The organism is Actinomycetes bacterium (assembly GCA_035506535.1).
GTDB lineage: Bacteria > Actinomycetota > Actinomycetes > DATJPE01 > DATJPE01 > DATJPE01.
The window spans coordinates 153,161-167,426 of sequence record DATJPE010000029.1; the positions used below are offsets into that span (position 1 = coordinate 153,161).

The 14,266-nt window shown below is 70.8% G+C and carries 14 protein-coding genes; all 14 read left to right on the top strand.

Annotated features, from left to right (window positions below):
- The first annotated feature begins 3 nt into the window (after positions 1 to 3).
- The 14 genes from VMI11_04225 to VMI11_04290 all read left to right on the top strand — a co-directional run bounded on the left by VMI11_04225 (position 4) and on the right by VMI11_04290 (position 14,260).
- Entirely contained in the window at positions 4 to 939 is a 936-nt protein-coding gene (locus VMI11_04225; GenBank protein HTY71615.1) for a VOC family protein, read from the top strand.
- Entirely contained in the window at positions 936 to 1,700 is a 765-nt protein-coding gene (locus VMI11_04230) for an SDR family NAD(P)-dependent oxidoreductase (protein ID HTY71616.1), read from the top strand. Before VMI11_04225 ends, VMI11_04230 begins: the two co-directional genes overlap by 4 nt.
- A 4-nt stretch (positions 1,701 to 1,704) precedes the next feature.
- Complete coding sequence (locus VMI11_04235; protein HTY71617.1) at positions 1,705 to 2,874, top strand: alpha/beta fold hydrolase; 1,170 nt, start codon at positions 1,705 to 1,707, stop codon at positions 2,872 to 2,874.
- Entirely contained in the window at positions 2,874 to 3,845 is a 972-nt protein-coding gene (locus VMI11_04240) for a cyclase family protein (protein ID HTY71618.1), read from the top strand. The genes VMI11_04235 and VMI11_04240 overlap by 1 nt, the downstream gene beginning before the upstream one ends.
- A 17-nt stretch (positions 3,846 to 3,862) precedes the next feature.
- Positions 3,863 to 4,672, top strand: a complete 810-nt coding sequence (locus VMI11_04245) for a class I SAM-dependent methyltransferase (GenBank protein ID HTY71619.1) — start codon at positions 3,863 to 3,865, stop codon at positions 4,670 to 4,672.
- A gap of 28 nt (positions 4,673 to 4,700) precedes the next feature.
- Entirely contained in the window at positions 4,701 to 5,387 is a 687-nt protein-coding gene (locus VMI11_04250) for a GntR family transcriptional regulator (protein HTY71620.1), read from the top strand.
- A 158-nt stretch (positions 5,388 to 5,545) separates the two neighbouring features.
- A complete protein-coding gene (locus VMI11_04255) occupies positions 5,546 to 6,433 on the top strand; it encodes a fumarylacetoacetate hydrolase family protein (protein HTY71621.1) in 888 nt (295 codons plus the stop codon).
- A gap of 9 nt (positions 6,434 to 6,442) precedes the next feature.
- Complete coding sequence (locus tag VMI11_04260) at positions 6,443 to 8,077, top strand: bifunctional 3-(3-hydroxy-phenyl)propionate/3-hydroxycinnamic acid hydroxylase (GenBank protein HTY71622.1); 1,635 nt, start codon at positions 6,443 to 6,445, stop codon at positions 8,075 to 8,077.
- Complete coding sequence (locus VMI11_04265; protein ID HTY71623.1) at positions 8,077 to 8,847, top strand: ABC transporter ATP-binding protein; 771 nt, start codon at positions 8,077 to 8,079, stop codon at positions 8,845 to 8,847. The genes VMI11_04260 and VMI11_04265 overlap by 1 nt, the downstream gene beginning before the upstream one ends.
- Positions 8,840 to 9,691 carry an ABC transporter ATP-binding protein gene (locus VMI11_04270; protein HTY71624.1) on the top strand — a complete coding sequence of 284 codons (852 nt, stop codon included), beginning with the start codon at positions 8,840 to 8,842 and terminating at the stop codon, positions 9,689 to 9,691. Before VMI11_04265 ends, VMI11_04270 begins: the two co-directional genes overlap by 8 nt.
- Positions 9,688 to 10,965 carry an ABC transporter substrate-binding protein gene (locus VMI11_04275; protein HTY71625.1) on the top strand — a complete coding sequence of 426 codons (1,278 nt, stop codon included), beginning with the start codon at positions 9,688 to 9,690 and terminating at the stop codon, positions 10,963 to 10,965. The genes VMI11_04270 and VMI11_04275 overlap by 4 nt, the downstream gene beginning before the upstream one ends.
- A 79-nt stretch (positions 10,966 to 11,044) precedes the next feature.
- Positions 11,045 to 13,072: an ABC transporter permease gene (locus VMI11_04280; protein ID HTY71626.1), complete on the top strand. Its 2,028-nt coding sequence runs from the start codon at positions 11,045 to 11,047 to the stop codon at positions 13,070 to 13,072.
- A gap of 13 nt (positions 13,073 to 13,085) precedes the next feature.
- A complete protein-coding gene (locus VMI11_04285) occupies positions 13,086 to 13,805 on the top strand; it encodes an SDR family oxidoreductase (GenBank protein HTY71627.1) in 720 nt (239 codons plus the stop codon).
- Positions 13,806 to 13,837: 32 nt separating this feature from the next.
- Positions 13,838 to 14,260: a nuclear transport factor 2 family protein gene (locus tag VMI11_04290; GenBank protein ID HTY71628.1), complete on the top strand. Its 423-nt coding sequence runs from the start codon at positions 13,838 to 13,840 to the stop codon at positions 14,258 to 14,260.
- Positions 14,261 to 14,266 lie beyond the last annotated feature (6 nt).

A 14,266-nucleotide genomic window follows, 5' to 3' on the forward strand; every position in this document is an offset into this window, starting at 1 on the left:
CCGATGACCGACCGACTCATCACCCACCTGCGCCACATCGACCTGGCCGTACCCGACTTCGACGCCCAGCTCGGGTTCTACACGGGAACGTGGGGGCTGACCCAGGTGGCCGGCGACACCGGGATCGCCTTCCTCGCGGCCGAGGGGTCGCCGGAGCAGTACGCCGTGCGGCTGCGCCAGGGTGACAAGCGCGTCGACCTCGTGGCGTTCGGCGCCCCGGACCGCGCGTCGGTCGACGCCCTCGCCGAGCGACTCGGCACCGCGGGCGCGAAGCTCGTCACCGAGCCCGCGGCCCTGGCCACGCCGGGCGGGGGCTACGGCTTCCGCTTCTTCGACGGCGACGGTCGCACGGTGGAGGTCTCGGCCGAGGTCGCCGTCCGCCAGCACCGACGCATCGAGGAGGGGGAGTCGATCCCGGTCGCCCTCTCGCATGTGGTGTTCAACTCGGCGAACCCCGAGGCCACGGTGCAGTGGTACGTGGACCACCTCGGCTTCGCGGTCAGCGACACGCTGATGTCCCCCCACATGGGCAACCTCATGTGGTTCCTGCGGATGAACCCGCAGCACCACAGCATCGCCGTGGCCCGTTGCCCGCACCACTCGCTGCACCACGCGTCGTTCGAGATGCGCGGCCTCGACGAGTACATGCGCGGGACGGGACGGCTGCTGCGGCTCGGCGTCGAGAAGGTCTGGGGGCCCGGCCGTCATCTCGCCGGCAACAACACCTTCTCCTACTTCCTGGACCCGCACGGCAACACCATCGAGTACACGACCGCGATGCAGACCCTCGACGAGGACACCTGGCACCCCCACCTGTACGACTTCACCGAGCCGAACGTCGCCGACCAGTGGGGGACGGCAAACCAGATGAACGAGTTCGTCGCCAGGAAGTCGTTCAACGACCCGGACCCGGGTCTGTTCGACGCTCCTCCGGTGTGAGCCGCCTCGACGGGAGGACCGTCCTCGTGACGGGAGCCTCCTCCGGGATCGGGGCTGCGGTCGTCGACCTCGTTCACGAGCGTGGTGCCACCGTGCACGGCGTGGACGTCGAGGCATCGGCGGCGGACGTGCAGCACCGTCTCGACGTCACCGACGAGGACGGCTGGACCGCCCTCGCCCGCGGGCTCGCGTCGTCGGGCGTCGTCGTCGACGGGCTGGTCTGCTGCGCGGGCATCACCTGGCGCGCCCGGCTCGGGGACGTGCGTGCCGAGGACCTCGCCAGGGTGCATGCGGTCAACGTCGCCGGATCGCTGCTCGCCATCCAGGCGCTCCTCCCGCTCATGCGCGCAGGCGGCTCGGTCGTGGTGGTCGGTTCCCTGGCGTCGACCAATGGCCACTACCCACTCGCGTACACGACCAGCAAGTGGGCGGTCCGCGGGCTGGTCCGCACCGCCAGCATGGAGCTCGGGCCGAGGGGCGTACGAGTCAACCTGGTCAACCCTGGCTTCGTCGAGACACCGATGACGGCCAGCGCCCCGGCCGCCTTCCGCGACGCCTCGATCGCCGACACCCCCCTCGGGCGGACGGGACACCCTCGCGAGGTGGCGGCCGTCGTGGCCTTCCTGCTGAGCGAGGATGCGTCGTTCGTGAGCGGCGCGGAGATCGCGGTGGACGGGGGAGCCTTCGCCCACGCGGGCGCCAAGCAGGTGTCGGACGCCATGCGGCCGACGTACGAACCACCCATCAGCCAGAGGAGATGACCTCGTGTTCGAGTACTTCCCCGGCAACTACGTGTGGAACCTGGGCGTGGTCGCGGTGCTGAACAGCGGCGGACTCATCGATGAGGTCGACCGCGCGGTCCGGCCCCTGCGGGAGGCCGCGAGCCGAGGAGAGGACGCCGGCACCGCCGAGCTGCTGGCGTCCTGGACCCGGGTCGTCGACCAGCTCGAAGCGTCGGCGAGGGCGGATGTCCAGGCCGGCCACCACCGTTCAGCCGGGCAGAAGTTCTTCCGAGCCGCGAACTACCTCGTCAACGCCGAACGCATGCAGTCCGCCGGGTCCCCCGAGCGTATGGCGACCTACCAGCGCTGCCTCGACCTCACCGAGGCCGTCTTCGACAACCTCGACTTCGCGACGACGCGGGTGGAGGTCCCCTACGGCGACACCTCGCTCCCGGCCTACTTCACGAAGGCGCCGGAGATCGATGGCGTGCTGCGGCCGGTGATGATCATGTGGAACGGCCTGGACTCGACCAAGGAGCACATGTACACCTCGGGCTTCGCCCACGAGCTGGCGGCGCGCGGGATCTCGACGCTGATGGTCGACTGCCCCGGCAGCGGGGAGGCCCTGCGCTTTCGCGGACTCAAGGCGCAGATCGACACCGAGGTCTGGGCCGCCGCCTGCGTCGACTTCCTCGAGCAGCGCGATGACATCGACCCGGCGCGTATCGGGCTGGTCGGCTGGTCCCTGGGCGGGTACTACGCACCCCGTGCCGCGGCCTTCGAGAAGCGGCTGGCGCTGGTCGTCGCCTGGGGTGCCAACCACAACTGGGGCGCCGTGCAGCGCCGGCGGGTCGAGCGCGAGGGGGAGCGCCCGGTCCCGCACTACTGGGAGCACGTGCTCTGGACCTGGGGATACGACGACCTCGACGAGTTCCTCGCGATGGCCGACCACGTCCACCTCGACGGTGTGGTGGAGAAGATCACGGTGCCGTTCCTCGTCATGCACGGCGAGAACGACCGCCAGATCCCGCTCGAGTACGCCTTCCGCTCCTACGAGCAGGCCGTGAACAGCCCCAAGCGCACCCTCCGCGTCTTCACCCACGACGAGGGCGGCGCCGAGCACATCGGGCTGGACCATCTGCCCTACGTCGGCAGCTTCATCGCCGACTGGGTCGACGACACCTTCCGCGACCTGGCGGGCGGGGCGTCCTGATGGCCGTGCAGCTGCCGGACCGCGGCGACCCCGAGGGCGCCATCGCCGCCACGACGGCGCGCGTCTCCAACTGGGGCCGTTGGGGCGCGGACGACGTACGGGGCACCTTGAACTTCGTCGACGCCGCGAAGCGGGTCGAGGCGGCCGGGCTGGTGAGGCTGGGGGACGCCTATTCGCTGTCCCAGCGCTTCGATATGGACGGCCCGCAGAAGGGCTGGCGGCGCCGGACGAACCCGGTCCACACGATGCTCGACACCGGGCTCGAGGCGCTGAGCGGTGAGTTCCCGCACGGTCTCGGCGGGGCCGACGACGTGATCGCCATGCCTCTGCAGTGCTCCACGCAGTGGGACGGGCTCGGCCACATCTTCGACCACGGCAAGGCCTGGAACGGCCGCAACGCCGCCGAGGTGGTGACCAGCAAGGGCGACCTCGTCACCGGGATCGAGACCGCGGCGGACGGGATCGCCTCCCGCGGGGTGCTCCTCGACGTCGGGAGGGCGTTCGGCGACGGCGGTGAGCTGCCGGACGGCTTCGCCATCACGGTCGAGCATCTCGAGGCGACCATCGCCCACCAGGGCCCGACGGCACAGGTGCGGCGCGGCGACGTCGTCGTGGTCCGCACGGGGCAGTACGCGCGGACCCGCCGCGACGGCTGGGGGGACTACGCGGGCGGTCCCGCGCCGGGGCTGTCGTTCACCACGGCCGACTGGCTGCACGACACCGAGATCGCCGCGGTCGCCACCGACACGTGGGGGTTCGAGGTGCGTCCGAACGAGTTCGACGTCGCTTTCCAGCCGCTGCACCAGGTCGCGATCCCGCACATCGGGCTGTTCATCGGCGAGATGTGGGCACCGGACGAGCTCGCCGCGGCGTGCGCGAGCGACGGGGTCTATGAGTTCCTGCTCGTGGCCGCGCCCCTGCCCGTCACCGGCGCGGTGGGCTCGCCGGTGAACCCGTTGGCCCTGCGCTGAACCCCTAGCCTGGGTGCGTGAGCCTCAGCCCCGCCGCGCAGGTGCAGCGGGACCTGTGGGGCCGAGACCCGCGGACCTGGGCGGATCTCGCCGAGCCGCACAACCGGCCGCTGTTCGAAGCCGTGCTCGACGCGGCGGCCGTCGGGCCGGGGTGCCGGCTGCTCGACGTCGGGTGCGGATCGGGGCTCGCGCTGCTGCTTGCTGCGGGGCGGGGTGCCGAGGTGTCGGGCATCGACGTGAGCCCGGGCCTGCTCGGTGTCGCCCGTGAGCGCCTGCCGATGGCTGACCTGCGCGAGGCCGAGATGGAGGCGTTGCCGTTCGAGGACGACTGCTTCGACGCGGTCATCGGGGTCAACGCCTTCCAGTTCGCGGCAGACCCGGTGCACGCGTTTCGCGAGGCCGCTCGCGTGGTCCGGCCCGGGGGCGCGGTGGCCGCCAGCCTGTTCGCCGCCGCGGAGCTGTGCGAGTCCACCGTGGTCCACGAGGCGATGGCCGCGCTGAACCGGCCGGCCCGTGCCGCCGACCACGCGCCGTACGCCCTGTCGGCCGCCGGCAACCTCGAGGCAGCCATGGGCGCGGCCGGGCTGGCGCCGACCGGCAGCGGCACCGTGGAGTGCCGCTGGGACTACGCCGACCTCTCCGATGCCGTGGCGGGACTGTTGTGCTCGGCCGGAGGCGCACGCGCGGTCCGGGACGCGGGTGCGGACCGGGTCCGGGCCACGCTGGTTCGCGCGCTCGAGCCGTTCCAGCGGCCGGACGGGCGGGTGGTCATGCGCAACACCTTCCGCTGGGTCAGTGCCCAACGCCCGTGGTCGAAATCTCGCTGATTTTCGATTTTGGGGCTAGAGTGCACGCATGAGACGCCAGCGAGTCGGGTCCTCCCTGGTCGAGGACGTCCACGCGCAGTTGCGCGAGGAGATCCTCCTCGGCACCCTGGAACCCGGCGAACGGCTGCTCGTCAACCCGCTCTCGCAGCGCTTCAAGGTGAGCCTGTCGGTGATCCGCGAGGCCCTGACCCGTCTCGCCGAGCAGGGCCTGGCCAAGTCCACCCCCCAGGTGGGGTTCACCGTGACCCCGCTGTCCGAGGACGCCCTGCTGGACCTCACCTGGGTGCGGATCGAGGTCGAGAACATGATGATCCGCCGCGCCGTGGTCGAGGGCGACCTCGCCTGGGAGTCGGCAGTCGTCGCCTCCCACCACGCTCTGGCGGGCACGCCCGCCCGGACGTCGGCCGGTGCGGTCAACCCGGCCTGGCGGGTTCTGCACTCGCAGTTCCACGCCGCCGTCGCGTCGGGGTGCGCGAGCCCGCTCATGCACCGCATCCGCGGTGAGCTCTACGACCGGGCGGAGCTCTACCGCGCACTCGCGGTGCGGGTGGACACCGGACGCGACGCGGCGGCAGAGCACCGCCGCATCTGCGAGGCCGTGCTCGACCGCGACGGCGAGCTGGCGACCGAGCTGATGACCGCGCACATCCAGCTCACGACCGACCTCGTGCTGCGCTACCTCGCCGATACCAGGGTCGAGCCCGTCACGGCCTGACCGGCCCGCTTCAGCGGCTTGCCCGCGCCCGACGCGTGCTGATCGCGTTCCGGACACGTTTTCGCGTCGGTTTTCGATTTTCTCTTGCCTTTTCGCTACCAACGGTCCAGAGTTCACCCAGCCGACACATCTGGCCGACTCGAGTGGGGTGGTTCCCGATGCGCCTCGCCAATCTCTTCGGGCGAGCGGTGCTCCTGGTCGACGGTGGCGCCGTGGACGTCGAGCGCCTGACCGACGGCGCCTTCGGCCCCGATGCTCGCTCGGTGCTCGACGGCTGGGCCAGCTTCCGGGAGGTCGCGTCGCAGCGGCTGGCCACCGCCCCGGTGCCGCCCGAGCCCTACGCCCTGGCCGACCTCGGTGCTCCGGTCCCCGAGCCCCGCCAGGTGTTCGCGATCGGGCTCAACTACGCCGACCACGCCGCCGAGGCGTCGCACCCCACCCCGGAGTACCCCGTGGTGTTCACCAAGTTCGTGACGAGCCTGACCGGGCCGGCCACGCCGGTGGCCCTCCCGTCGCGCGGGGTGGACTACGAGGCCGAGCTGGTGGCCGTGATCGGCCGCGAGGCCCGTGGTGTGTCCGAGGCCGCCGGCTGGGACCACGTCGCGGGCCTCATGGTCGGCCAGGACCTCTCCGAGCGGGCCATCCAGCGCCGCGGGCCGGCTCCGCAGTTCTCCGTCGCGAAGTCCTTCCCCGGCTTCTCGCCCACCGGTCCCGCGCTGGTCACCGTCGACGAGCTCGCCGACCCCGACGACCTCGCCATCCGGGCGTGGATCGGCGAGGAGGTGCTCCAGGACAGCCGGACCAAGGAGCTGATCTTCTCCGTTCCGACCCTGGTGGCCTACCTGTCGGGCATCCTGCCCCTGCTGCCCGGTGACCTCATCTTCACCGGGACCCCCGCCGGTGTCGGGGCCGGGCGGACCCCGCCGCGGTTCCTGCGCCCGGGAGAGACGCTGGTCACCGAGATCGAGGGCATCGGCCGGCTCGAGACCCCCCTCGTCGCCGGGTACGACGCGGTCGCCGGGCACGACTCGGTGGCTTCGGCCTGAGGACGGGCGATGGCTGACGCCGCCCTGCCCGGGCCTGCGGACCGAAGCCTCGACGCGGACGTCGTCGTCGTGGGCTTCGGGCCGGTCGGACAGACCCTCGCCGCCCTGCTCGGACGACGCGGCCATCGGGTACTGGTCCTGGAGCGCCAGGACGAGCCCTATCCGCTGCCCCGGGCGGTCGTGCTCGACAGCGAGGTGATGCGGGTCCTGTCCGCAGCCGGCGTCGGGTCGTTCTTCGCGGAGTTCAGCGAGCCGTCCTGGCAGTACGACTGGCGAAACGCCGCGGGCGAGACGCTCCTGCACTTCGACTTCGGCTGCGAGCCGGGGTCGGGATGGCCGGTGAACGCGACCTTCCACCAGCCGAGCCTCGAGGCTCGGCTCGTCGAGCGGGTCGCCCAGCTCCCCTCCGTCAGCGTCCGTCGAGGGAGCACGGTCGTGGCGGTCCGCGACGCCGGTGAGTCCGCTGAGGTCGACGTCGAGGGTCGTGACGGCGAGGTCGAGACGGTGCGGAGCGCATACCTGGTCGGCTGCGACGGCGCCAACAGCATCGTCCGTTCCGTCATCGATCCCGTGGTCGACGACCGTGGCTTCTTCTACGACTGGGCCGTCGTCGACGTCCTCCCCCACGACCGGTCGCGCGTCTGGGAGCCGCAGAACCTGCAGCTCTGCGACCCGGCCAGACCCACCACAGCCGTCTCCGGCGGTCCTGGGCGTCGCCGCTTCGAGTTCATGGTCCTGCCCGGGGAGGACCCCGACGACTTCGACTCCGACGAGGTCGCGTGGTCGCTGCTCGAGAGGTGGGGGGTGTCCTCGGAGAACGCGGACATGGAGCGCTCCGCCGTCTACCGCTTCCGGGCCCGCTGCTGCCGGACCTGGCGGGCCGGACGGCTCCTGCTCGCGGGGGACGCCGCGCACCTGATGCCGCCGTTCTTCGGCCAGGGCATGTGCTCGGGCGTACGCGATGCAGCGAACCTGGCCTGGAAGCTCGACGTGGTGCTGCGCGGCTGCGCCGAGGAGTCCGTCCTCGACACCTACACCACGGAGCGCGCCGCGCACGTGCAGCACGCGATCGGGATGTCGGTCGAGCTCGGCCGCGTCATCTGCCTGACCGACCCTGTCGCCGTCGCCGCGCGCGACGCGACGATGCTCGCGGCGGGCGGCCGTCCGGAGCGGGCGCTGCCGCCCGTCCCGCCGCCCGCCCTCGGGCCCGGCATCGCACGAGCGACCCAGCCCGCGTCCGGTCCCCCGTTCACGTCGCAGGGACGGGTGCGCGGTGCTGACGGACGGGTCGGGTTGCATGACGAGATCGTCGGAACCGGGTTCGTGCTGAGCGGTCCGGTCGACGTCCGCCCCTTCCTGGGGGCGGAGGCTCTCGATGCGTTCGCCCGGCTCGGGGGCAGCCTCGTGCAGGTCGTCCCGCGCCACGTCGACCCCGTCGACGAGGGCGGACTGTGTCAGGTCGCCGACGTGGACGGGCACTACCTCCCCCTCTTCGCCGGTGCCGGCATCGTCGCTGCGCTGGTGCGCCCCGACTTCTACCTGTTCGGGACCGCGGAGCGTCCGGAGGACGCCGCGTCCCTGCTCGAGGACTTGCTCCACCAGCTGGGTATGCCGGTGCTCGCCGGCGCGGGAGGTGGGAACTGATGGCCGACCAGCTGCTCGACGTGCGCGGCCTGCGAGTGACCTACGGGGGCGTGGTCGCCGTCGACGACGCCACCTTCACCGTCGAGGAGGGCCAGGTCGTGGGGCTCATCGGGCCGAACGGCGCGGGCAAGACCTCGATGATCGATGCTCTCACGGGCTATCACAGCCCCTCGGCCGGTTCGGTGTTCTTCGCCGGTGAGGACGTCACCCGGGTCAAGGCCGACCGGCGTTCGCGCAAGGGCCTGGTCCGGACCTTCCAGTCCGTGGAGCTGTTCAACGACCTCACCGTCGAGGAGAACCTGCTCGTGGCGGCCGAACCAGTCGGCCCGTTCACGCCCTTCGCGGACATGTTCCTGCCGCACCGCAGGCGCGGGACCGAGGCAGTGGCGTGGGCGACCAAGACGCTGGGGCTCGAGCAGATCGCGCACCGGATGCCCACCGATCTCTCGCACGGGCAGCGCAAGCTGGTCAGCGTGGGTCGGGCGCTCGCTCAGCGTCCGCGCCTGGTGCTCCTGGACGAGCCGGCCGCCGGGTTGGACAGTGCGGAGAGCCTCGAGTTCGGCGAGCGACTCAGGGCGTTGCCCGGTCACGGCGTCAGCGTCCTGCTCGTCGACCACGACATGGGCCTGGTGCTGAGCGTCTGCGACCGGGTGGTCGTCCTCGACTTCGGCCGGATCATCGCGCGCGGGACGCCGCAGCAGATCCGGGAGGACCCCGCCGTCGTCGACGCCTACCTCGGCAGCAGCGGGACGGAGGACGCCCATGCCTGAGAGCGCCGTGATGGAGCAGCGGGAGCCCTCGGGGACCTCAGGGCCGGTGCTCGCCCTGGAGCAACTGTCGGCCGGCTACTTCGGCAACCCCGTCGTCCGGGACCTGGACCTGACGGTCGGGCCGGGCGAGGTCGTCGCCCTGCTGGGGGTCAACGGCGCCGGCAAGACGACGACGGTCAACACCATCGCCGGTCTGCTGCCCCCCATCAGCGGTGCGGTCAAGGTCGACGGCAAGGACACCTCGGGCACCCCGGCCCACGTGATGGCACGACGCGGGATCTCCCTCGTCCCCGAGGGTCGCGCGCTCTTCTTCGGCCTGACGACGAGAGAGCACCTGCGTCTCGCCCGCGCCAAGGACGGGGTCTCCGAGTCCGAGCTGCTCGACCTCCTGCCCGAGCTGACCAAGTGCCTGGACCGCAAGGCGGGGCTGCTCTCCGGCGGGGAGCAGCAGATGCTGTCGGTGGGACGCGCGCTCATGTCGCGGCCTCGCTTGCTCATGGTCGACGAGATGAGCATGGGCCTGGCGCCGGTGATCGTCGAGCGCCTGCTGCCCGTGCTGCGCCGGGTCGCGGACGACTTCGGTTCCTCGGTGCTGTTCGTCGAGCAGCACGTGGCGCTCGCCCTGTCCGTCGCCGACACGGCGTACGTCCTCAGCCACGGCCGGATGGTCCTGAGCGGACCGGCCGCACGCCTGCGGCAGGACCGTGAGCTGCTTCGCGCCAGCTACATGGGTGAGCTGGACCAGGGGTCCGTCGCCGCCACCGACACGGGGCCCGAGCCCCGCACAGACGCCCCGCCCGGTGCGGGACGACAGTTCCCAACCAACCGAAGGGACCAGGAATGACGCGCAAGCTCCTCGTGCGATGGGGAGTGGGTGTCGCAGCCGTCGCGCTGCTAGCCGCCTGTAGCAACTCCTCGTCGGGCTCCACGTCCGGCTCGTCCTCCGCACCCGCAACCTCGACCGGCTCGTCCACGTCGAGCTCCACCGGTGGATCCGCCGACGTCCTGGGGACGCCGAACGCGGCGACCGGGACCCCGATCACCGTCGGCATGCTCAACCTCGAGCAGGGCCCGGTGACCTTCCCCGAGATGCGTGAAGGTGTTCAGGCGGCCATCGCCTACATCAACGCCTACAAGGGCGGCCTCGGCGGCCACCCGCTCAAGCTGGTGACCTGCGTGACCGACGGCCAGCCGGCAACCTCGGCTCGCTGCGCCAACCAGATCCTGGACAAGCATCCCGCGTTCATCATCGGCGGCGCTGACACCGGCGCCCCGGGATCCATGCCGGTGTGGCAGCGGGCCAACCTGGCCTACGTCGGTGGTGGATCCTTCACTCCCGCGGAGCTCAACTACACCAACGGTGTGATCTTCTCGGCGATCGCGGGCGCGGACAACGCGGCCGGCGTCGTCTACGCGAAGAGCCAGGGCGTCAACAGCGGCATCGTCGTCTACACCTCCGACACGGAGGGGACCCGCTCGGGTCTGGCGGTGCAGGGCAACATGAAGAAGGTCGGCATGAACCCGGTCTCCGGGGTGCCGGTCCCTCCGACCGCGGCCGACGTGAGCACCCAGGCCGCCACCGTGGTGAAGGCCAAGCGGGACATGGTGTACGTCACCACTCCGGTCGGCTGCGCGAGCATGCTCAAGACGCTCAAGCAGCTCGGCAGCAAGGCCAAGGTGTTCGTCGTCGACCCCTGCACCGACCCGCGCGTCATCGCTGCCGCCGGCGGCGGAGCGGACGGCATGATCTGGGGCGCCCCGGTCGACCTGCCCAACTCGACTCCTGACGCGACGCTGTACATGGCGGCGCTGCAGAAGTTCGCCCCCAAGGACGTCGTCATCGACTCCATCACGGCCATCGGGTTCCAGAGCGTCATGAACATCCAGGCGGCGCTCAACTCCATCGCGGACAACCTGACGACCGCGTCGATCCTCTCGGCGTTCCGTACCGGGTCGAACCATCCGAACTTCATGGGCCACCCGTACACCTGCGACGGCAAGCAGCTACCCGGCAGCACGACGGTCTGCAACGCCTGGCAGCACATCATCCAGTGGTCCGGAGGCAAGGCTTCCTACCTCGGCGGCTACGTGAACCCCGTCTCGGCCATGGGCAGCTGACCGAGAGCCGACGATGTCCGTCCTGCCCTGCCTGTGCCGCTGAACGCGGCACAGGCAGGGCACCAACCTCGGAGGACCCATGAGCGACACGATGCTCTTCCTCCTGCTCGGGCTCGGCGCAGGAGCGATCTACGGCCTGCTCGCCCTCGGCCTCGTCCTGAAGTACCGGGCTGCCGGCGTGGTCGACTTCGCCCACGGCGCCGTCGCGATGATCTCCGCTTTCGTCTTCGTCTCGCTGCGCGACGACGGCAACCTCCAGCTGCCGTGGCCGGTCCTCCCGCACACGATCAACATCTCCGACACCGGTGTGCCGCTGGCGACCAGCATCGTCGCCACCCTGGTCTACGCGGGAGTGCTCGGCGCGGTCCTCTACTACATCGTCTACCGGCCGCTACAGCACTCGAACGCGCTGACCAAGGTATGCGCCTCGGTCGGTGTCATGCTCTACCTGCAGGCCACAGCCGTCCTCAACTTCGGGACAGCGGGCCGTACCACCGGTTCGGTGCTGCCTAGCGGCTCGGTCACCATCGCGGGTGTCCCGGTCCCGGTGGACCGACTCTGGCTGTCCGTGCTCGTCCTGGTCATCGCGGCCGCTCTCGCGTTCCTGTACCGAGGCACCTTGTTCGGGCTACGCACGCGCGCCGGTGCCGAGAACGAGGTCGGCGCCGCACTCGTCGGCATCTCCTCGACGCGTGTGGCGATGCAGAACTGGATCATCGCGACGGTCCTGGCCGGGGCATCGGGCATCCTCATCGCCCCGATCTCCAGCCTCGACCCCACGTCGTACACCCTGTTCATCATCCCGGCGCTGTGCGTGGCGCTCATCGCGGGCTTCTCGTCGTTCATGCTCGCGGCGGCCGGCGGCCTCGTCCTCGGGATGGCCGAGTCGGAGATCATCCAAGTCCTCGCGAACCACCAGTCATTGCCGCAGCAGGGCATCGCCGAGGGTCTGCCGTTCATCGTGATCCTGCTCATCATGACCTGGCGAGGCCGCTCGCTGATCCCCCGCGGCACCCTCATCCAGCCCCGCAACCCCTCGGTGGGCCGACCCCGCGCCCCGTTCCGCACCTCGGTGCTGACCTTCGTCGCCGGGACCGTGGTCCTCCTGCTCCTGCACGGCTCGTTGAAGTCCGCGTTCATGTCCTCGATCAGCACGGCGTGCCTCGCCCTGTCCCTGGTCGTTCTCACCGGCTACGTCGGACAGGTGTCCCTCGCCCAGCTGTCCTTCTCGGCGTTCTCGGCCTTCATCCTCAGCCACATCGCCACGACCCACGGGTTGGGCTTCCCGTGGTCGCTGCTCCTCGCGTCGCTCGCGGCCGTCCCGCTGGGCGTGCTCATCGGCCTGCCCGCCCTTCGCGTACGAGGGGTCAACCTGGCCATCGTCACTCTCGCGGCGGGAGCCGCGCTCGAGGGCCTGCTGTTCGACAACGTGCACTTCAGCGGCGGCCTCGGAGGTCGCAACGTGCCCTCGCCCAGCATCCTCGGCTTCAACCTCGGGATCTCCAGCGGCAAGGACTATCCGCGGACGGTGTTCGGCATCTTCCTGCTCGTCGTCGTCATCGCCGTCGGATATGTCGTCGCGCGGCTGCGCAACTCCCCTACCGGACGCATGCTTCTTGCGGTGCGGTCCAACGAGAGAGCAGCAGCGGCGTCTGGCATCAACGTCCCTCGTGCGAAGCTGCTCGCCTTCGGGATCTCCAGCTTCATCGCCGGCCTCGGCGGCTGCCTGCTCGCCTATCAGCAGGGCACGATCTCCCCGGCGAGCTTCGCGGTGTTCCAGTCCCTCGGCCTGCTGGCCATCGCCTACGTCGCCGGGATCGGACGGATCGCCGGGGCGGCCGTCGCGGGCATCATGCTCGCCAACACCGGCCTGGTGGTGAGCGCCCTGGACAAGTACCTCGGCCTCGGCAGCTACCAGTCGGTCATCGCGGGCATCCTGCTCACCCTGACCGCCATCCAGAACCCGGACGGGATCGCGACCCCGACCGCCAACGGCAAGGGACCGGCGAACCTCATCGAGCGGGTGGGCCGGCGGTTCACCCGAACGAGCGGCGACGCGGCGCCCGTCGTGGGCGCCGCGCCCGGCTCGTCCAAGGTCGCCGCATGAGCGTGCTCGCCCCATGAGCGACGGCAACCGTCGGCTCGCGGTCGTGACCGGCGGAGCCGGGGCCATCGGCGGCGCGATCTGCACGACGCTGCTGGCCTCTGGACACGAGGTCGTCTCCTTCGACATGCGACCGCCGGAGGATCCAACGGTGGGCGCCGTCGTCCTCGACCTCGGTCAGGAGGCGGAAGTTCGCACGGCCGCAGCCGGTGTACTCGCCCGGCACGGCCGTTGCGACGTCGTGGTCCATGCGGCGGCGGCGTTCGACCGCGCCACGCTGGGCTCGCTGGACCTGGCGACGTTCCACCGGGTGCAGCGCGTCAACGTCGACTCCTACCTCCTGCTGGCGCAGGCATTCGTCCCCGCGATGACCGCTCGCGGGTTCGGCCGCCTGGTGGCGGTGGTGTCCGACACCGTGTGGTCGCCGCCCTCCGCAGACCTGCTCGCCTACGTCACGAGCAAGGCGGCGCTGGTCGGCCTCACCCGAGCGCTCGCCACCGCTCTCGGACGCCACGGTGTGACGGCGAGCGCCGTCGCACCCGGTCTGACGGACACCCCGGCCGCCCGTGAGGCCATGGACGACACCGTGTTCGACAGCGTCGTGTCCCACCAGGCGCTGCCGCGACGCCTCGTCGCCGCCGATGTCGCCGCGGCCGTCGCGTTCCTCGCCGGGGACTCGGCCGAGTCCCTGACCGGTCAGGTCCTCTGCGTCGACGGCGGGCTCGTCCTGCGCTGAGCCCATCGCACCCGACCGGACCAGGAGGAGCCATGCAGCGCGACCGCTACGACGAGTACGTCCGCCGGTTCAACGCCGAGGACCCGACAGCCTTCGACGACTTCCTCACCGACGACATGCGGATGCAGAACGGCACCCTCGTCTACCACGGCGTGCAAGGCATGAAGGACCACTACGCGAGGATCTGGGGAACCCTCAAGGAGACCCTCCACGTCGAGCGATTCGTCTCGGACGAGCACACCGCGGCGGTGCAGCTGTGGGCGAACTTCGAAGCACTCGTCGATGCCGAGGAGTCGCTCTTCGGTCCGCTCCGCAAGGGCGACCAGCTCGACTACAGGGGCATCATCATGTACCGGCTCCGGGACGGGAAGTTCTGCGACATCCGCGTGGCCTACAACAGCTTCACCTTCACCGGGTCGGACGGCGTGCCCGTCGAGCGCGGGATCCCGCACTGAAAGACC